This window comes from Candidatus Merdisoma sp. JLR.KK006 (assembly GCF_036941035.1).
Classification (GTDB): Bacteria; Bacillota; Clostridia; order Lachnospirales; family Lachnospiraceae; genus Laedolimicola.
On the sequence record NZ_JAYMNS010000008.1, the window covers coordinates 121916 to 140928 of the forward strand.

Here is a 19013-nt window from a genome sequence, read left to right on the forward strand (position 1 = left end):
ATCACAAGTCCATGCGCTTGTAATTCGATTTGTGCACTGCATGGATATTACTGTTTTAAGTTCCAACTACAATTTCAGGTTCTCACCTTTAAGGCCTACAAATGCGCCGTCAGCCCCAAGCCCTGATTCCTCATGTGCAATCAGCCATTTATTTCTGGCTGTCATCAGCTTATCTTCTGCCGAAGCTCCTTTTAAGACAGGCGGCTCCGTATTCGTTCCCTTGGGAAGAATGATAACCACCCGGAAACCATCCTCCCTGAGATTGCAGGGTGCATAGTGAAGAGTTGTGGCATAAAGCTCCACCACACAGCCGGCCGGAGCTTCAAAAGCCTCCATTTTGGATGTATCATATGTAAAATCCGCTTCCACATCCTGCTGCATTCCCACCAGCAAAACAGCGCCCGTTAGAGGAATATTAATTTCCGAATTGCGGTGATACTCCACCGCATTCAAGGTATTATTATTTCCATTGCAGTAACCGATCTGAATAGGCATTCCTCCGAAAATGCTGTCCTGAATCATATCAAATTCCTCACATGCCTCAAGCTCCGAGGCAGATGCAACATACACCACATCCTCCGGACAGGGAGTTCCCTCCAAGCGTTTCAGCAAATCCGGAACCTTTACCTCCAATACTCTTCCATACTTCTCAAATGCCTTGTCCGTTACACTTTTTATCTGCATTCTCTTCTCCTTTCTTTGATCTGCACATGTTTTTGTGTATAAAGGGATACCCGCAGGGTGTTTCTGTTCCAGTTCCGCCGCACCTTACCTTTACAAAGCTTGCCGTTTCAAAGCTTATTCTGCTGCGTTCCTGAATCCTGCCATTTAGTTTCATCACTAAACTAACCATTTTTATAGTAGCACTTTACAGCGGCAGGCACAAGTATTTTACATACAAAATTCCTTTTCTTATTTCTGGGCTTCTTTCTTGGAAACCACATCAAAGATTACGGCTGCCAGAAGCACAAGGCCCTTTACAACTCTCTGATAGTTGGCATCCACGCCCATAATGCTCATTCCCAGGTTGATAACACCCATCAGAATAGCGCCCACGATAACGCCGGGAACCGTTCCCACGCCGCCGTAAGCAGAAGCACCGCCGATAAAGCAGGAACCGATGGCATCCATCTCGTAGTTCTGCCCGTAGGTCGGCTGTGCGGATGTCATACGGGCGATGGTCAGCATACCGGCAAGGGCTGCCAGAAAGCCCATATTCAGATAAGCGATAAAGTAAACCTTATCCGTATTGATACCGGAAAGCTTTGTTGCTTTTTCGTTTCCGCCCACTGCATAAAAATAGCGTCCTGTGGTCGTATTGGAAGTGATGTAGCCATAAACCAGGACCACAATCAGAACCCAAAGAAGGGCGGAGGGTATTCCTTTATACTGAGACAGCTTATAGGCAAATATCAGAATCACCGCAGAAATCAGAACGGTTTTAATGAGCATGCCGGACAGAGGATCTACCTCGTAGCCTTTCTTTACACGATTCAACCTCCCTTTTACCTGAAGCAGTATGTAAATCACAACAGCGATAATACCCGCCAGCATACAGGTCAGGTTGAAGCCCTCCATCCCAAAGAAATCCGGCACAAAGCAGTTGGCACCGCCGCCGAAGATTTTGATAAAGGTTTCGGAATTTAGAGATATGGTCAGTCCGTTCAGTACCACGTTGGACAAGCCCCGGAATACAAGCATGCCCGAAAGGGTTGTGATAAAGGGCGGAATCCGCACAAAGGCAATCCAATATCCCTGCCATGCACCAATCAGGGTTCCAATCACAAGCATGGCTACTACCGCCACACCCATATTCATCTTGTAATTCTCCATTAAAACGGCACCCACCGCACCTACAAAGCAGACAACAGAACCTACGGAAAGGTCGATGTTACCGCCTGTCAGGATGCAGAGCAGCATACCGGTAGCAAGCACAAATACATAAGCATTCTGGGAAATCAGGTTTGAAATATTCTGAGGAAGTAAAATCTTTCCTCCGGTTCTCCATGTAAAAAACAGCGTAACCAGAATCAAAACAATAATCATGGTATATTTTTGTAGAATTGCTTTCATGTTTGCTTTATCCATAGCGTTTATTCTCCTTTACTCGATTTTAAAATCTGGGCCATAATCCGTTCCTGTGTGGCTTCCTCTGCATTAAGCTCGCCCACCATTTTGCCCTCATTCATTACATAAATTCGATCGCACATTCCCAAGACCTCCGGCAATTCCGAAGAAATCATAATTACGGATTTTCCCTCTGCCACCAGGCTGTTAATGATGCAATAAATCTCATATTTTGCACCTACATCGATACCACGGGTAGGCTCGTCAAGAATCAAAACATCCGGATCCGCAAACATCCATTTGGCCAGCAGAACTTTCTGTTGATTGCCGCCGCTTAAGTTTCCCACGTTCTGCTCTACCGTAGGACACTTTGTATTCAACTTGTCTTTATACTCCACTGCAATCTGATATTCCTTGTCCTTGTCAATCACTCCACGGGCACTGATACTGTCCAGATTGGCCAGTGTGGTGTTAATCTTAATGGGGTTGGAAAGAATCAGACCGTTGCCTTTCCGATCCTCCGTTACGTAAGCCAGCTTATTCTTAATGGCTTCCCGGGAATTCTTAAGCTCGACCTCTTTTCCCCCGATCTTAAGGACACCGGAAATATTCGTTCCGTAGCTCTTTCCGAAAATGCTCATGGCAAGTTCCGTCCGCCCGGCACCCATAAGGCCGGAGATTCCTACCACCTCGCCCTTTCGCACATTCATGGATACACGGTCGACCACCTTGCGTTCCGTATAAAGGGGGTGATACACGGTCCAGTCTTTGACCTCCAGGTTGATCTCCCCAATCTGTTTTTCCGTCCGTTTTGGGAAACGGTCCGTCAAATCACGGCCTACCATTCCCTTGATAATCCGGTCTTCATTGATATCATCCACTGCCTTATCCAGGGTTTCAATGGTGGAGCCGTCTCGGATTACCGTAATTTTATCTGCTACATAAGAAATCTCATTCAATTTATGAGAAATAATAATCGAAGTCATGCCCTGCTTCTTGAATTCCAGCATCAGATCCAAAAGTGCCTGGGAATCCGATTCATTCAGAGAAGCCGTCGGCTCATCCAGAATCAACAGCTTGGCATGCTTTGCCAATGCCTTTGCAATCTCCACCAGCTGCTGCTTTCCCACGCCAATGTCTTTGATCAGCGTCCGTGAGGACTCCTTTAAGCCTACCTGCCGTAAATATTCGTCTGCCTGTCCGTAGGTTTCGCTCCAGTCAATGGCCGCTTTCTTTCCTCTTTCATTTCCCAGGAACATATTTTCCCCTATGGTCATATAGGGAATCAGGGCCAGTTCCTGATGAATAATAACGATTCCCTTTTCTTCACTATCCTTAATCTTTGCGAACTTACAGACTTCCCCGTTATAGATGATATCTCCCTCGTAGGTTCCGTAAGGGTAAATGCCGCTTAAGACGTTCATAAGCGTTGACTTTCCTGCACCGTTCTCGCCTACCAGTGCATGGATCTCGCCCTCCTCTACTCTCAGATTCACGTTATCCAATGCCTTGACACCCGGGAATGTTTTGGTGATGCTTTTCATTTCCAATAAAATCTTCGCCAACTTTAAAATCCCCCTATTCCAGTTCCGCAATCACATTCCGCTACACGATTACTGAGAACAATTCCCAGCCACAGATGCATGTGTCTGTAAATTGTTCTGTGCACCGGAATGTGATTGCTGATTCCAGTTCCTTTTTCATAGAACAGAACAGGCGGGAGAATCCCGCCTATTCTCATTTCCGCCTCGATTACCGATTACTGAAGATCTGCTTCTGTGTAGTATCCGGAATCAACCAGCAGCTCTTTGTAATTGTCCGCATCTGCAAATACCGGCTCGCAAAGGTAAGAGGGAACTACGATTGTTCCGTTGTCGTAGGTCTCGGTATCATTTACCTCGGCCTCCTCGCCTTTCATGATGGAATCAACCATCTTTACAACCTGGCTTGCAAGTGTACGGGTGTCCTTGAAGATAGACATGGACTGCTTTCCTGCAATCATGTTCTTTACGTTGGCAACGTCACAGTCCTGACCTGTGATTACCGGCCACTCACCTGTGTAAGCAGCTTCCAGGGCATTGGTTACGCCAAGGGCTGTGGAGTCATTGGAGCAAAGTACTACATCCAGAGCTGTCCCGTCTGCATAGTAGGAAGCAAGGATTGCATCCATTCTGGACTGAGCAGTCTCTGTTGCCCAGTTTGCGGTAGCAACCTCTGCGAATTCTTTCTGACCGGACTGGATAACCAGTTTGCCAGACTCAATGTAGGGATTCAGCACGTCCATAGCACCGCCGTAAAAGAAGTTTGCATTGTTATCCCCCGGGTCACCGGTGAAGATCTCCATGTTAAAGGGTCCCTCTGCATTATCCAGATCCAGGGCTTCCTTGATGTACTCGCCCTGCTTCTGGCCTACCATGTAGTTGTCAAAGGTTGCATAATAGGTAACTGCATCGGAGTTCATCAGCAGACGGTCATAAGCGATAACCGGAATGTTGGCTTCCTTTGCCTGTGCAAGAACGGTTCCGAGTGCGTCTCCGTCGATGGAAGCAATAACCAGAACCTTGCAGCCGTTTGAGATCATGGTCTCAATCTGGGATACCATGGTCGCATTGTCGTTGCTTGCATACTGTAGGTCAACGGTGTAGCCTGCCGCTTCCAGCTCTGCTTTCATATTGGAGCCGTCCTGGTTCCAACGCTGCAAATCCTTGGTGGGCATTGCCACACCTACCAGGCCGCCCTCTCCGCCTGCATTTTCTGCAGGAGCCGCTGTCTCATCATCTGCTGCCGGGGCTTCTGTCTCTGCCCCGCCATCTGCTGCTGCCGGAGCTTCCGCTTCCTTGGAACCGCAGCCTGCAAGCATGGCTGTTACCATTGCTGCTGCCAGAATGACACTGAGTAATTTTCTCTTCATGTTTTCATCCTCCCTGATTTTTTGTTGTGCAATATTTCTTATGGATATTTGAAATACTGCATTTGGTGATTTATTTGGTACATTTGTACTATATCACACCTGGTATAGCAATTAGTTGTCTACTTTCTTGACAATTTTGTTATTTAATTCATTCACTAAACAAATTATAGCATTTTTTACAATGCTATGGAAATAAGAACAATTTTGTGCTATTCATTTGTTTGGTTTTTCTGTTATATTGCAGGGAAGAATTTGTTTGATCTGTTCGTCCGCAGGTTTTTGATTTCTATCCAAGGTAACTGTCCGTATCATAGTAAATGCTCCTTTCTTTTTTGTCGCAACCTTGCTGATATCAAACGTATGTTATCTTTCTGTTCTGTGTAAACAACAAACTAAAAAAATAGCACAATAAATTTTCTTTGATTTACTAATATTAAAAGTTCTCGGCGGAACCACCAAAAACTACGATTAGTCCATACTTGAAGTTCCGCCTTGTGAACAGTACAGGTATTAAATATCATTCGGAAAATTGAACCATAACTCCAATCTCATCTTCTGCATCCTGAACTGTAACTGTTAATTCATTCCCTATATTCAAATAAATATCTTCCTTCAGATGAAATCCATCTTCAATAACCGTATCCATATTAGCCGCTGTTACGGCAATAGGCTCAAGGCCGATATAGGGAACCTCCTGTGTCCCGTCAAAGAACGTGCCCGCTGTTTTAAGATCCTCCGTTTTTGCCAAAGTCACAGCACACTCAGCCGCCCGTCTTGCCAGCTTTTCCACCGGTTTGTACACGGTCATAGCCTGGGTTCCCTCCACCACTCTCTGGCAGGCTCCCAGATCCGCATCTTGGCCCACCACACATACGTCTCCGGCCATTCGCCTTTCGGAGAGCACACGGATCACCTGACTGGCAATATCATCATTCCCGCACATATAAGCATCTGCTTCGCCGCCCCCATCCAAAAATTCACTGACTCTGGAAAAGCCAATCTCTGCCAGCCAGTTATCTGCATAGGCAGTCTCAACGATCTCCCGTTCCGTGCGGTCAATCATATTGTGAAAGCCGTCCATCACAAGAGATACATTGTTATCCTCCGGAGAACCGCACATCATAAAGATCCTGCCTTTCTCCGGTGTACGGGCGATAATCGTCTCCGCCATCATTTCCCCCACACGCTCATTGTCAAAGGTTATGTACAGATCCACATCCGCATCCATAATCAGGCGGTCATAAGCAATCACCTTAACTCCGGCCCGCTTTGCCTTTTTTACCGGCTCGCTCAATCGGGCAGAATCCACCGCTACAATCACAATAACATCCATATTCTTATCAATCAGATATTCGATCTGTGCAATCTGTTCTTCCACGTCTCCGTTTGCACACTGGACATTTACCTCCGCCCCCAGCTCTCCCGAAGCTCTGGCTACAAAGGCATCCCGATCCCTCTGCCATCGCTCTATGATAAAGGAGTCAAAACTTAAGCCGATGCGGATCTTATCCTCTCCGATCTCTTCCCTTGTCTGCTCTGCCTCCTTATTTCCACAGCCCGGAACCGAAGCCATGCAGAGAGCTGCTGCAAGAATCCCCAGTATCAATCTGTAAGATTGTCTCATTCCTCATTTCCCTCCTTATACTCCGTGGGCGTCTGCCCTGTCCATTTCTTAAAAATACGGCTGAAATAGTTTGGATCACTATAACCGATTTCCTGACAAATCTGCTTCATGGAGCTTCCCCCCTGTCGCAGAAGCTCCTTAGCCCTCCCAATTCGAATGCCTGTTACATACTCTACAAAGTTAGAACCTGTTACCTCTTTAAATAGCTTGCTGAAATAATAGGGACTCATATCCATTTCTCTGGACATACTTTCCAAGGACAAATCTTTTTTATAGTTGCGTCCTATGTATTCTCTGGCCCTTTCAATAACCTCATGGGAATACTCTTTCTTTTTGCTGGCTACATTGGCTGCCGCTTCCTTTATCTTCTGCAAAAACCATCTCCGCATTTCGTCCAAAGAATCCGTCTGTACCACCTCAAGATACTCCGCCCGATCCCGGAATCGATATACCATGCCGCCGCTTTTGTAGGCTATATATTCCATAAATAATATAAACTCTAATACTTTCAGGCGAATGTTCGGCAAATAGTCCGCCTGTGTTCCTGCCATCCAGTCAAAGAAATCTCCGGCCGCTTTTTGAGCCTCCTGACTTTTTCCTGCCTTTACATAGTCAAAAAGCTGTTCCTCCAGATTCAGAGGATAGTCCTCCTCATATTTACAGAAAATCGGAAGATCCCGGCAGTGAGCTACGCTTCCGTCAGAGTTGCCAAGGGCTTTTGCACCGTCCTCATAGGATTTCTCCATCTTATCCACGGTCAGAATGCTTCCCACTCCTATCCGGCAGACAAGGCCGCAGGCATCTGAAATATGCTCTATCATCTGGCGGCACCGCTCCACATCCTTTGCCCGGCTCTCATAATCCCCCTGCTCCATATCCGTGGGAACGCAGCATACCAGGCGGTTATTCATCAAAGGCCCTACACAGCAGGTATAATACTCCCTGATAATATTGCGAATCTGCTGATAGCTGCTTTGCAGACGTACGCCTGCCCCTACCGGATTCGTTAGCTCCCGCCCCTCCCGCTCATCACCAAATTCCAGTACCAGAGTAAACATATAATCCTGTGCTATTCCCAGTAAGCTTTTGTAATTCTCAATTCCTGCCGTATTTTGAGCCTGCAAAAGGGCAGTCATAATAAATCCCTGCTCCAGCATAGGGACTACAATTTCCAGTTTCTCCTTAGCCTCCAGATCCTGGCTCCTCTTTTCTCTTCTGCTGTCCACCATATCCATAGCCTTTTTAAGAACCTCTACAATCTTTTTCTGATTCACCGGCTTATGAAGATATTCCATAACTCCCAGATTGATGGCTTCCTGGGCGTAGTCAAATTTGTCGTAAGCGGACATAACGATAAAAATCAGATTGGGACTGTTTTTCTTGATCTCTTTCATGGCTTCAATGCCGTTGATACCCGGCATCTGAATGTCCATAAATGCAATATCGGGCCGGAAGCTCTCTGCAAGTTCAATAACGCTGCGCCCTGTTTTTGCGGATTCCACCTGGCATTCTCCGTCAAAGTTCTGGCGGATAATATAGGTTAAGGAATCAATCACTATTCCCTCATCGTCTGCCAACATGATTTTATACATACCTGCCCTCCTATCTTAAGTTGCTGCGCAACGGTACTAAAGGGTACTGTTCCATAATCTCCCCCAGCGGAAGATAAACGAATACCTGGGTTCCCTTGTTTTCCCCATGGCTTTGAATCTCAAATACCTCTTCCCTGTTATAATAAAGCCTTAGACGGCTGATCACATTTCCAAGACCAATGCCTGTGGAATTTCTGGACAAATCCGCTTCCCGGACCTTTCCCTCCATAACCTCTTGAATCTTCTCCCTGCTCATCCCCACGCCGTTGTCCCGGATGGAGATACAGATGCGCTCCGGTTCCCGGTATAGAAGAAGCTCGATCCATCCCTCCCAGTCAATGCCCCGGATACCGTAATTAGCCGCATTTTCCACAATCGGCTGAAGAATCATGCTTGGAACACGCAGATCCAGGAGCGTCTCATCCACCTGCTTTCGAAAATGAATCTCGCCCCCAAAACGCACATTCAGAATATAGAGATAGCTGTCCACCAGTTCCAGTTCCTCCCGTATGGTTGCATCCTGGTTGATCTTCTTCACATTGTACCGAAAAAAATCCGCCATATTTTCCACAAAGAGACACGTCTTGTCCGCTCCCTCCATCATGGCAAGCTGCGCCCCGGCATTCAGGGTATTAAACAGAAAATGGGGATTGATCTGGGCCTGAAGATATTTTAGCTGGGCATCCTTTAAATGTCCCTCCATCATCAGCTCTTTTTCTTTCATGGCCGCCTCCTTCTCCATATTTTCCTTAATCCGTTCCATATGAATCCGGATGCTGGCTACCATCTGATTAAAGGCTGTGGTCACTATTCCTACCTCGTCCATACTGCGGACCGGAACCAACGCCACCTCCAGATTCCCTTCCGCCACCTCATTTGCCCTTCGGGCCAGATGGCTTAAAGGTCCCGTAATGCTTTTGGTAATGGCATAAATCAATGCCGTGATCACCGCACCCACAACTGCCAGAATCACTGTCCCCGCCAGCTCAAACTTACGGAGCGCCCGAGCCAGCGCCTCGTAGCTGTCAGTATTCGTCTTAAACCTGCGGTTATTCAGACTGTAAATATAAGTATTGATATATTCAAACCGCTCCACGGCCTCCTCATAGCGCAGCCGGTATTTTTCAATATTCCGCCCACGCTTTGCCTGTGTTGCCTCGTCTGTGATATGTAAATATTCCAGGATCATATTTCGGATATTGCGCTCCATCATCAGAAGCTCGTCACTGCAAATCTCCGTATTCAGATCCTGGAGCCGGAGGTTCAATTCCTGGCTGTTCCGATAGTAGGAATCCAGCGTATCCGAGCTCTTCACATTCAGATATTCCGTCATACTGCCATGCACCGCACTCAAAGCCTCCGACAGCTCATTGAGACTGCTGTTGCTCTGATAGACCTGATCAATTCTTCCCGACATAAAATTAATATTGGCATATAAAATCAGATTCACGAAAAAAATAAGAAAAAAAGTAAGTAAGAACGCCGCAATCAGCTTTAATTGGATGGAGAGATTTTTCCATTTCTTCATACGTTTTGCTCCTGGTCATTTGTAGAAAACTGAAATCCCATACCTTTATGGCAGCAGATACTGTCCCACATTGGTCTCGTCAATCACATAAGTGTCAACCGGAAAATACCCATTCACATACCCCGTCTCCCGATACTCCGTAAGGGCCTGAACGCAGAAGCTCCCAAGCTGCTCCCCGTCCACCACCACCGTAGACGAAATAATCTTCTTCTGAATGGCATCCAGAATCCCATCCGACTTATAATATCCCAGAATCCGTACCTCCCCCACCTTAATATAATCCACCACAGCCTCATAAGCCCGCCGTGTATCTGTCTCACTAAGGCAGATCAGAATATCCGGATGATCCTCCTCTGTTACCAGAAGCTTCCGTATGGTTTCCTCCGTCATAAAGGCATTGCTGCTGTCAATGGAGACGGCCTGCACCTTAATGTCATACTCCCATCCGGTCTCCAGAATTTTTTCATCCATAGTCTCCCTCATTCCCCAGAACATGGTATTCTTCCCGGTCCCCGTAGCAGACGAATCCATAAGAACCACCACATGACTGTCCCTGGGATTCTCCGAAAGAAGCTCCCAGCAGAGCCGGCTGTACTCCTGTCCCAGAATATAGTTATTTACTCCCACAAAACACTTCCGCAGGTTATAAGCACTGTCATCCAGAGCAGTCACCACCGGAATCCCTTTCCCAACCGCCTCACTGAGAAGCCGATCCGTTTCCTCAGAGCTTCCCCCATTTAAAATAATCCCATCCACGCCTGAATCAATGGCAATCCGCAGCTTATCCTGCACCGTATAATCCGCCGTCAGATTCTTCCCTAAGTACTCCACATAAGCATTGCAGTTCTCTTCCCCCTCTTTTCTCGCTCCCTCATAAATAGAATTCCACAGCGCCATATCATGTCCGTCCTCAATCAACACATAGTACGCATCATAAAACTCATTTCCCTTAGGCGAATCCATAGCCGTCACCTGAAGCTTCCCCATAAAAAGCGCCGACCCATAAACTCCCAACCCGATCAGCATCACCACCGCCAGTACTGCCGCTATCTTCTTTCTCTCACTCTTCTCCAACATATCCACTTTTTACCCTTATCCCTACATGTAATACAACACTCAGCAAACCCTGCCAAAACAAAGCCGCACACTTTGTTCACTCATTAAATTAATCTCTATTAATAGTATCACCTACAAAACACAATAGCAAGTAATACCAAAAAATCCACTGCATTCCGCCTTTCACCCTTCTGTCCCTCCCCCCTCATTTCATATTTACTAAACCCAAAACTTATATTATACTTGAACATAACAAATTCCAAAAAACAGAAAGTGACATCCCCCTATGATAACCGGAAGCAAAGAACTGATACGTGACATGAACAGCCATCTAATCCTGGAGATGATTCTAAAAGAGGGCACCATCTCCCGAGCCTCCCTCGCCAAAAGCTCCGGCCTCACCAAAGCCACCGTCTCCGCCATTGTCCAAAAGCTAATAGAACAAAACCTGGTAATAGAAGTAGGAAACGACAACACCACCTTAGGCCGCAAGCCCATCCTTTTAACTTTCCACGCCAACTGCGGTTATGCCCTGTCCATCGACGTGAATGCCAACACCATTTCCGCCATGATCTGCAACCTGAAAGGTGAAAACTGCCGATTAAAGCTATACCCCAATCATGCCGGCCGCAGGGAGATCATCCCTCTGCTAATCACCATTATCCGTGACATGACCGCCTCCCTGGATCCAACTCCCTACGGCGTAGTGGGAATCGGCCTTGGCATCCACGGAACCGTATACGAAAACCAGGTAACTTTCACCCCCTATTCCCCCTATGAAGAGCTTCCGTTCCAGGAAGTGTTGGAACAGGAATTCGGCGTCCCCATTTATCTGGAAAACGAGGCCAACCTCTCCGTTATCGGAGAACACACCTTTTACTACCATACACCAAATCTCATCGGAATCAGCATCCACACCGGAATCGGCGTAGGAATCCTCATCAACAATCAGCTCTACACCGGAGCCAACGGCAATGCGGGAGAATTCGGCCATTCTATCATAGAGCCGAACGGCCGTCCTTGTCCCTGCGGCAACCTGGGCTGTCTGGAACAATATGCCTCCGAGCGTTCCATTTTGAAGCAATTTGCCTCCGTAAAAGGACTGGAACATGCGGATATCGACGTTTTCGTAGCAGCCTGCCACAAGCAGGACGATGACGCCCTGTCGCTTCTTGAGGATTTTATCCGCTATATGTCCTATGGAATCAACAATCTGCTGAATACCTTTAATCCGGATATGATCGTGATCAACAGCTCCTTTACCACCTATTTCCCGGAGGTACTTCGGCAGATCCAGAACCGGCTTCAGAACCGTATGCGGATGCACTGTATCCTGGTTCCCTCCGGCCTGCAGGATACCTCCATTTTACTGGGGGCCGCCTGCCTGTGTATCCGGCAGTTTCTTGGGATACAGCATCTAAAGCTTAGAAAACCTCAGGAAAAGCCATTCTGAAATTTATAATATTAGGGCATAAAATAAGAACTGCAGGGAAGCCAGCCAGCTTTTTACCTGCAGTCCTATTTTTATACCGCTTTACCAGTTATAAATGCATACGGTGATTCCATTTGGTTTTGCATTGTTTTTCTTAAATCCTATAAACCTGACAGCACTCTTTTGATTACTGCAAAAAATTCTCAATAATCACCGCTTCCGCATCTTCCTCCGTAAGCCCAAGGCTCCGAAGCTTCAATAGCTGCTCATCATTAATGCGCCCGATAGCTGCCTCATGGATAATCTGCGCATCAATGTGCCGGGCATTGATCTCCGGAATGGAGCACACCTCCGCCTGGTCCATAATGATAGAATCGCACTGAATATGGGCATGGCAGCCCGCATTGCCTACCGCCTTTGGATGAAAGGTCTGCACGGAGCTTCCCTTTGCCACAGATCGGGAAATAATCTGCGCCGAGCTTCCGTCTCCGTTCATCCGAACCTCCATATTGGAAACCGCTGTCTGCTTATCGTGTGTCATCAGACGTTCCGTCACCTGAAGTCTGGCTCTGGCTCCCATCTCCACCTCAGTCTCCCGGACCGTGGAATCCACACCACGAATCTGAGCCGTATCCAGGGTAAATACGGAATCCTCATCCATATAAATCTTTGTCACCGGATTTAAGATCCGCTCACCGCTTCCCTCGCCCTCTCCGTAATGCTTTTCCTCATAGCGCACATTGGCGCCTTTTCCGATATGGAAAGCATGGATTCCGTCATGTCTTGCAGAATCACAGCCGGAATTGTGTATGCCGCAGCCTGCCACAATCACAACCTCCGCTCCCGGCTCCACATAGAAATCATTGTATACGATGTCCGTCATGCCGGATACGGATACCACCACGGGAATATGTACCTGTTCGCCCTTGGCATCCTTGTCAATGTACACATCAATCCCCTGTTTATCCTCTTTTCTGCGTATTTTGATATGCTCACTGTCTCCATGGCACAAGGGCTGTCCGTTGTAACGGACGTTATAGGCGCCTTTCTGATCTGCCACGGACTTATCAATTACCTTTAATACTTTATCTGCTGCCGCATCCAGCTTCACATTCACAGCTTCCATCCTCCCTTCCGCCATTTTCACCTCTGCAGGCACAGCCGCTCTCCTCCGGAAACAGCTTGGGTAGCATCTCATCTCTGCTTCCCTCATCCTGAATGCGTCCCTCATCTATTACCAAAATCCGGTCTGCCATGCGGATAATCCGCTCCTGATGGGAAATGAGAAGCAGGCTTTCCTGCTTTTTCTCGTGAATCCGCTCAAACTGATCCACCAGCATGGAAAAGCTCCACAGATCAATGCCTGCCTCCGGCTCGTCAAAGATACAGATCTTATGGGACTTTGCCAGCACGGTAGCTATCTCGATTCGCTTTCGTTCCCCTCCGGAAAGGGTGGCATCCGCCTCACGCTTCAGATATTCCCTGGCGCACATGCCCACACTGCTTAAAAGCTCACAGCAGACAGCTTCCGACAGGGGCTTTCCCGCCGCCAGATTTAACAGGCGCTCCACAGTCATTCCCTTGAAAGCAGGGGGCTGCTGGAAAGCATAGCCAATGCCTGCATTGGCCCGTTCATCCACATTCAAATCCGAGATATTCCGGCCATCCAGCAGAAGCTCTCCCTTATGGGCTCTCTCAATTCCCATCAAAAGCTTGGCGATGGTGGACTTTCCGCCTCCGTTTGGACCGGTAATCACCAGCATCTCGCCGTCTTTCACAGAAAAGCTTACATCATCTACCAGCTTCCGCTCTGCTCCATTTTCCATGACCTGATAGGTTAGGTGCTTTACTTCAAGCATTTGTCTCATCTTCTTTCTATACTTAGTTCCGCAGAACCCGCATGCCCATTCGGAAGCATTTACAGCTATAAAACTTCAGGCTTTCAAAGCTTCTATGCACCGTACGGATTCTGCCGCTTTCTCGCTGTAAATCCGACTATTATACTCGGATTTATTTATTATACCATACCTATGGAATTATGCAAGAGCGAAATCATATAAAGTCACATGTTCTATAAGATCCGGCTGTCAATGTCAATAAATATTTCTTAAAGAAGCTCCTCAATCAAAAGCTCCCTCTCTTCATCCTCCTTTTGAAGCTTTGCCTGCATTTCTTTCTTTTTCTTTGTCATTAAGCCGCCGATGCGGCCGGTCTCCTTGGCGGAAAGGGATTTCCACCCTTCGGCTACTACCTTATCCAAAAGCCCCAGCTCCTCGGCAATCTCATACTTTAACTGCTCCTCCGGCTCCAGGTTTTTCAAATCTACTTTTTTTGCTTTAGACATAAAATAACCATACCCCTTTCTATTTCCATTTATTAGGAGTATGGCCATTTTCTTTATCCTTATTCCAATTTTTAGTGATCGCTGTAATGATTTTTATTTCCTGCCGCAGCACTGCTTATACTTCTTGCCGCTTCCGCAGGGGCAGGGAGCGTTTGGATAAATCTTCTCGCTCTCACGCTTCTTGGGCGCCTTGGCAAGGCTTGTATCCTTGTTGGTTCCCGTTACCTTGGCTACCTGCTCACGCTCCGCCTTTTCCTCTACCCGTACATGCAGAAGAATGCGCACAGTCTCCTCCTGGATACTGGAGGTCATGGCCGAGAACATCTCATAGCCGCTTAGCTTATACTCAACCAGAGGATCTCTCTGTGCAAATGCCTGCAGGCCAATGCCCTGACGAAGCTGATCCATATCGTCAATGTGATCCATCCACTTCCGGTCAATCACCTTTAAGAGGAATACACGCTCCAGCTCCCTAAGCATCTCTGAGTTGGGGAATTCCGCCTCTTTCAGCTCATACAGCTTGACAGCTTCCTCTTTCAGCATATGCTTCAGCTCATTTTTCTTCTTTCCGTTTACACGCTCCGGTGTAATAGGCTTTAGGGGAATCGCAGGCAGCAGTATCTCATTTAATCCTTTCAGATCCCATTCTTCCGTATCCTGATCATCGCCTATCAAGGTATCTACCGTGTTTTCCACCGTATCTGTCAGCATCTTGTAAATGGCATCACGCATGCTCTCGCCATTCAGCACCCGGCGGCGCTCCGCATAAATAATCTCACGCTGCTCATTCATCACCTGGTCATATTCCAGAAGATTCTTACGGATTCCAAAGTTGTTGTTCTCAATCTTCTTCTGCGCTTTTTCAATGGCATCGGAAAGCATCTTATGCTCAATCTCTTCATTCTCCGGCACGCCTAAAGTATTGAAGATACCCATCAGACGCTCAGAACCAAAGAGACGCATCAAGTCATCCTCCAGAGAGATATAAAAACGGGACACGCCCGGATCTCCCTGACGTCCGGAACGTCCACGAAGCTGATTATCTATACGCCGGGATTCATGGCGCTCCGTACCGATGATCCGAAGACCTCCGGCCTCTCTCGCCTCATCGTCTAGCTTAATATCCGTACCACGACCTGCCATATTGGTAGCAATGGTCACTGCTCCGTGACGGCCTGCCAGCGCCACAATCTCTGCCTCACGCTCATGGAACTTTGCATTCAATACCTCATGGGGAATGCCTCTCCTGCGCAGCAGCACGCTCAATTCTTCGGAAGCCTCAATGGTAATCGTACCCACCAGTACCGGCTGGCCTTTCTTGTGAGCTTCCTCAATGGCATTTACCACCGCAAAAAGTTTCTCTTTCCGGGTCTTATACACGGCATCCTGAAGATCCTGCCGGACTACGGGACGGTTGGTAGGAATTTCAATAACATCCATACCGTAAATCTCACGGAACTCCTTCTCCTCTGTGAGCGCCGTACCGGTCATACCTGCTTTTTTCTCATATTTATTAAAGAAATTCTGGAAAGTAATATTTGCCAGCGTCTTGCTCTCGCGCTTTACTTTCACATGCTCTTTCGCCTCAATAGCCTGATGCAGTCCGTCAGAATAACGGCGGCCCGGCATAATACGGCCTGTAAATTCATCTACAATCAGGACCTGATCGTCCTTTACCACATAATCCTGATCCCGGAACATCAGATAATTGGCTCTGAGAGCCAGGATAATATTGTGCTGAATCTCCAGATTCTCCGGATCTGCCAGGTTCTCAATATGGAAATACTGCTCTACTCTCTTAACACCGTCAGCAGTCAGATTCACTACCTTGTCCTTTTCATTGACAATAAATTCTCCGGTCTCCTCAATCTCCTCGCCCATAATGGCATTCATCTTGGAAAACTCTCCGCTGGCCTCGCCTCGCTTCATTGTCTTAGCAAGCGCATCGCAGATCTCATAGAGCTTTGTGGACTTGCCGCTCTGTCCGGATATAATAAGCGGTGTCCGGGCCTCGTCAATGAGTACGGAATCCACCTCGTCGATAATTGCATAATGCAGCTCCCGCTGAACCAGCTGCTCCTTGTAAATGACCATATTATCACGAAGATAATCAAAGCCCAGCTCGTTATTGGTCACATAGGTAATATCACAGTTATAAGCTGCCCGGCGCTCATCGTTGGTATTGCTGTTAAGCACAACACCTACTGTAAGGCCAAGAGCTTCATGAACCTTTCCCATCCACTCAGCATCACGATGTGCCAGATAATCGTTGACGGTTACGATATGAACGCCCTTTCCTTCCAGTGCATTCAAATATGCCGGAAGGGTGGATACCAGAGTTTTACCTTCACCGGTCTTCATCTCGGCAATACGGCCCTGATGCAGAATGATGCCTCCGATTAACTGAACCCGGTAATGCTCCATCCCAAGAACACGCCTGGCTGCTTCCCGAACAGCTGCAAATGCTTCTACCAGAATATCATCCAGTGTCTGGCCCTCCGCCAAACGCTCCTTGAACTCCTTTGTCTTCCCTCGAAGCTCCTCATCGGACAACTCCATCATAGCGGGCCTTAAGGCCTCTATCTTGTCTACTGTCGGATAAATCAGCTTTAACTCACGCTCACTGTGGGTTCCGAACATTTTCGTTAATATACTCATCGAACTTAAACTCCTGTTTTTCGTTTTCCGGGTTCCATACCCCTATCGTCACATTGTAACACTAACAAAGAAATTATTCAATAGGCTGATACCGCCGGATCGTGAGCCTGCAAAGGATAAACGGCATAGTTACCATTACAGGATATAAGTATCGAACAACGACGGTTGGTCCCAGCAGCACTGTTCCCCAATACAAAAACAGCATTCCCAGCGGCAGCAATTCCTGATATCTTCTTTGATACAAAGCCAAAAAAAGAGCAAAAAACATAATCCAGCAGTAAGTTGCCGGCGCAAACAGCAAAGAAATCACCGGGATCCTTTGATGCACATTCTCTGTTGCAACTTTCTCATATATCCTTTCTAATCCAGGCCATTTGCTGGCTGGCCTTTCCATTGCCATCTCTGGTACATTTCTATAATCCGTCAGCAAATATCCTTGCCGTTCCGGCTCATAATTATCATAAATGCGGGCATGGGTCTCATCAAAGGGATACCAGGCTCCCAATGTAAGGGTTCCCCAAATATCCAAATAATCTGCAGGATATTTCATTCCATAAGAAATCCAGACCTTTATCAGATGAACAGGGGCAAACTCGTCACGTCCAATCAACCACCAACGCATTTTTACCGGATCCACCAGATGGGGATCATAACTGCTCTCCAGATTTTCTGTAAACCAATCTCTTGGGATAACCTCCATCAGCAATTGCCCTGTCCCATATTCCGGGATCAACTCTTGATGACGAATGGCCGTCCCCACCAAACACTGCATAGGAATGCAGAAAGCCTCCTGTGAATATCCCTTTTCTGCCTTCATAATATGAAAAAGGCAGCTTTGAAAGCCCCCATATAGAAAAAGTCCTGCAAGGCAAAGCAGAGCAAATTGCTTACGCCAGTTTCTCTGCAACACAAAAATTCCCAGAACTGCAGCCGCCACAAATGCATAGACTGCATTGGAACGCAATGACAGCATAATACAAAGAAATGCAGCAAAGGAGATTAATTTTTTCTTTGAGTGAAAAAACATTTCCGGATTATCAATCATATCATAAAGCTTCAAGCTGCAAACCATCCAGCAGCCCGAGAACAAAACATCCTTCGTCATGCTTATGGACAAGATGGAATTGAACGGAAGAAAAGCAAAAAAACAAAAAAGGATTGCCCGGCACCATTTACCGCTTCCCCATCTGCGTGTATACTCAATTCCATAAGAAAACATGCCGGACAGCCCCAGCATCTGAGTTAGTGAAAGCAAAGTCATTCCCAACTCATAATCTCCAGGCTTACTTCCTATCCTTACAACCGTCTCAAGATACAATGTATGCAGTAAGGGATGATGATTTGTTACCACATTTCCCCGGATAACAGGCACCTGATCGCCGACGTCGTAGGCCCAAATCGTAGGATAATAAGCCAGAAAAACCGGAATCCAGCATAGAAATATCCCCAGCCAGAATATGAAAAACCAGCGTCTTGAAAAAATTTCTTCCTTATTGAAAGTATTTTTCTCCCGAATCGTGATTTTTGAGAGAAGTACATAGTTTAATGCTGTAAAAAGCACACTGTAGGCCACAATACGGAGCAGGCTTCCTATTCCCATCCACTTAAGACTTCCCCCAAATTCCCAGGCACGACCCAAGGTCAAAAAAAGGCCGGCAAAGCCTCCCAAAATAAGGGAATACAAAAGTCGGCGTTTTGCACATAGTTTTGCAATATTACTCAACATAAATATTCTCCTTCTGTGGCAAACTTTTACAAATATGGCGGCACGACCGAAACAGCCATGCCGCCATATCATTCT

General features: G+C 47.0%; 14 protein-coding genes. 1 reads left to right on the plus strand and 13 read right to left on the minus strand.

Annotation, left to right across the window (positions count from 1 at the left end; all coding sequences use genetic code 11):
- Positions 1–66 precede the first annotated feature (66 nt).
- The 8 genes from VSQ61_RS09015 to VSQ61_RS09050 form a co-directional block, all read right to left on the minus strand.
- A complete protein-coding gene (locus tag VSQ61_RS09015) occupies positions 67–684 on the minus strand; it encodes a DUF4867 family protein (protein ID WP_334344108.1) in 618 nt (205 codons plus the stop codon).
- A gap of 228 nt (positions 685–912) precedes the next feature.
- Positions 913–2088 (minus strand): multiple monosaccharide ABC transporter permease, encoded by a 1176-nt coding sequence (mmsB, locus tag VSQ61_RS09020; protein WP_334344109.1) that lies wholly within the window; start codon positions 2086–2088, stop codon positions 913–915.
- Between the two features lie 5 nt (positions 2089–2093).
- On the minus strand, positions 2094–3632 hold the full coding sequence (mmsA, locus tag VSQ61_RS09025) for a multiple monosaccharide ABC transporter ATP-binding protein (protein ID WP_334344110.1): 1539 nt from the start codon (positions 3630–3632) through the stop codon (positions 2094–2096).
- A gap of 194 nt (positions 3633–3826) precedes the next feature.
- On the minus strand, positions 3827–4978 hold the full coding sequence (gene chvE / locus VSQ61_RS09030) for a multiple monosaccharide ABC transporter substrate-binding protein (protein WP_334344111.1): 1152 nt from the start codon (positions 4976–4978) through the stop codon (positions 3827–3829).
- A 517-nt stretch (positions 4979–5495) separates the two neighbouring features.
- Complete coding sequence (locus tag VSQ61_RS09035) at positions 5496–6602, minus strand: substrate-binding domain-containing protein (protein ID WP_334344112.1); 1107 nt, start codon at positions 6600–6602, stop codon at positions 5496–5498.
- On the minus strand, positions 6599–8194 hold the full coding sequence (locus VSQ61_RS09040) for a response regulator transcription factor (RefSeq protein WP_334344113.1): 1596 nt from the start codon (positions 8192–8194) through the stop codon (positions 6599–6601). Before VSQ61_RS09040 ends, VSQ61_RS09035 begins: the two co-directional genes overlap by 4 nt.
- 10 nt (positions 8195–8204) lie before the next feature.
- The gene (locus VSQ61_RS09045; RefSeq protein WP_334344114.1) at positions 8205–9722 is read right to left on the minus strand and encodes a sensor histidine kinase; all 1518 of its coding nucleotides are present in this window, start codon (positions 9720–9722) and stop codon (positions 8205–8207) included.
- Positions 9723–9767: 45 nt separating this feature from the next.
- A complete protein-coding gene (locus tag VSQ61_RS09050) occupies positions 9768–10799 on the minus strand; it encodes a substrate-binding domain-containing protein (protein ID WP_334344115.1) in 1032 nt (343 codons plus the stop codon).
- A 265-nt stretch (positions 10800–11064) separates the two neighbouring features.
- On the opposite strand from VSQ61_RS09050, the gene VSQ61_RS09055 reads away from it, so the two are divergent.
- Positions 11065–12231, plus strand: coding sequence for an ROK family transcriptional regulator (locus VSQ61_RS09055; RefSeq protein WP_334344116.1), 1167 nt, complete (start codon positions 11065–11067; stop codon positions 12229–12231).
- 166 nt (positions 12232–12397) lie between these two features.
- On the opposite strand, the gene VSQ61_RS09060 is transcribed toward VSQ61_RS09055, so the two are convergent.
- From VSQ61_RS09060 to VSQ61_RS09080, 5 genes are all read right to left on the minus strand, one after another.
- Entirely contained in the window at positions 12398–13336 is a 939-nt protein-coding gene (locus VSQ61_RS09060) for a SufB/SufD family protein (RefSeq protein WP_334344137.1), read from the minus strand.
- The gene (locus VSQ61_RS09065; RefSeq protein WP_334344117.1) at positions 13296–14069 is read right to left on the minus strand and encodes an ABC transporter ATP-binding protein; all 774 of its coding nucleotides are present in this window, start codon (positions 14067–14069) and stop codon (positions 13296–13298) included. Before VSQ61_RS09065 ends, VSQ61_RS09060 begins: the two co-directional genes overlap by 41 nt.
- A gap of 248 nt (positions 14070–14317) precedes the next feature.
- A complete protein-coding gene (locus VSQ61_RS09070) occupies positions 14318–14554 on the minus strand; it encodes an alpha/beta-type small acid-soluble spore protein (RefSeq protein WP_334344118.1) in 237 nt (78 codons plus the stop codon).
- A gap of 93 nt (positions 14555–14647) precedes the next feature.
- Positions 14648–17212 (minus strand): preprotein translocase subunit SecA, encoded by a 2565-nt coding sequence (gene secA / locus VSQ61_RS09075; RefSeq protein ID WP_334344119.1) that lies wholly within the window; start codon positions 17210–17212, stop codon positions 14648–14650.
- A gap of 73 nt (positions 17213–17285) precedes the next feature.
- Entirely contained in the window at positions 17286–18938 is a 1653-nt protein-coding gene (locus tag VSQ61_RS09080) for a DUF6020 family protein (RefSeq protein WP_334344120.1), read from the minus strand.
- Between the last annotated feature and the right edge of the window lie 75 nt (positions 18939–19013).

Excerpts from the sequence above, each read along its gene's own strand:
- VSQ61_RS09015 (WP_334344108.1), bottom strand. The coding sequence starts at position 684 with ATGCAGATAAAAAGTGTAACGGACAAGGCATTTGAGAAGTATGGAAGA.
- mmsB (WP_334344109.1), bottom strand. The coding sequence starts at position 2,088 with ATGGATAAAGCAAACATGAAAGCAATTCTACAAAAATATACCATGATT.
- chvE (WP_334344111.1), bottom strand. The coding sequence starts at position 4,978 with ATGAAGAGAAAATTACTCAGTGTCATTCTGGCAGCAGCAATGGTAACA.
- VSQ61_RS09035 (WP_334344112.1), bottom strand. The coding sequence starts at position 6,602 with ATGAGACAATCTTACAGATTGATACTGGGGATTCTTGCAGCAGCTCTC.
- VSQ61_RS09040 (WP_334344113.1), bottom strand. The coding sequence starts at position 8,194 with ATGTATAAAATCATGTTGGCAGACGATGAGGGAATAGTGATTGATTCC.
- VSQ61_RS09045 (WP_334344114.1), bottom strand. The coding sequence starts at position 9,722 with ATGAAGAAATGGAAAAATCTCTCCATCCAATTAAAGCTGATTGCGGCG.
- VSQ61_RS09050 (WP_334344115.1), bottom strand. The coding sequence starts at position 10,799 with ATGTTGGAGAAGAGTGAGAGAAAGAAGATAGCGGCAGTACTGGCGGTG.
- VSQ61_RS09055 (WP_334344116.1), top strand. The coding sequence starts at position 11,065 with ATGATAACCGGAAGCAAAGAACTGATACGTGACATGAACAGCCATCTA.
- VSQ61_RS09060 (WP_334344137.1), bottom strand. The coding sequence starts at position 13,336 with ATGGAAGCTGTGAATGTGAAGCTGGATGCGGCAGCAGATAAAGTATTA.
- VSQ61_RS09065 (WP_334344117.1), bottom strand. The coding sequence starts at position 14,069 with ATGCTTGAAGTAAAGCACCTAACCTATCAGGTCATGGAAAATGGAGCA.
- VSQ61_RS09070 (WP_334344118.1), bottom strand. The coding sequence starts at position 14,554 with ATGTCTAAAGCAAAAAAAGTAGATTTGAAAAACCTGGAGCCGGAGGAG.
- secA (WP_334344119.1), bottom strand. The coding sequence starts at position 17,212 with ATGAGTATATTAACGAAAATGTTCGGAACCCACAGTGAGCGTGAGTTA.
- VSQ61_RS09080 (WP_334344120.1), bottom strand. The coding sequence starts at position 18,938 with ATGTTGAGTAATATTGCAAAACTATGTGCAAAACGCCGACTTTTGTAT.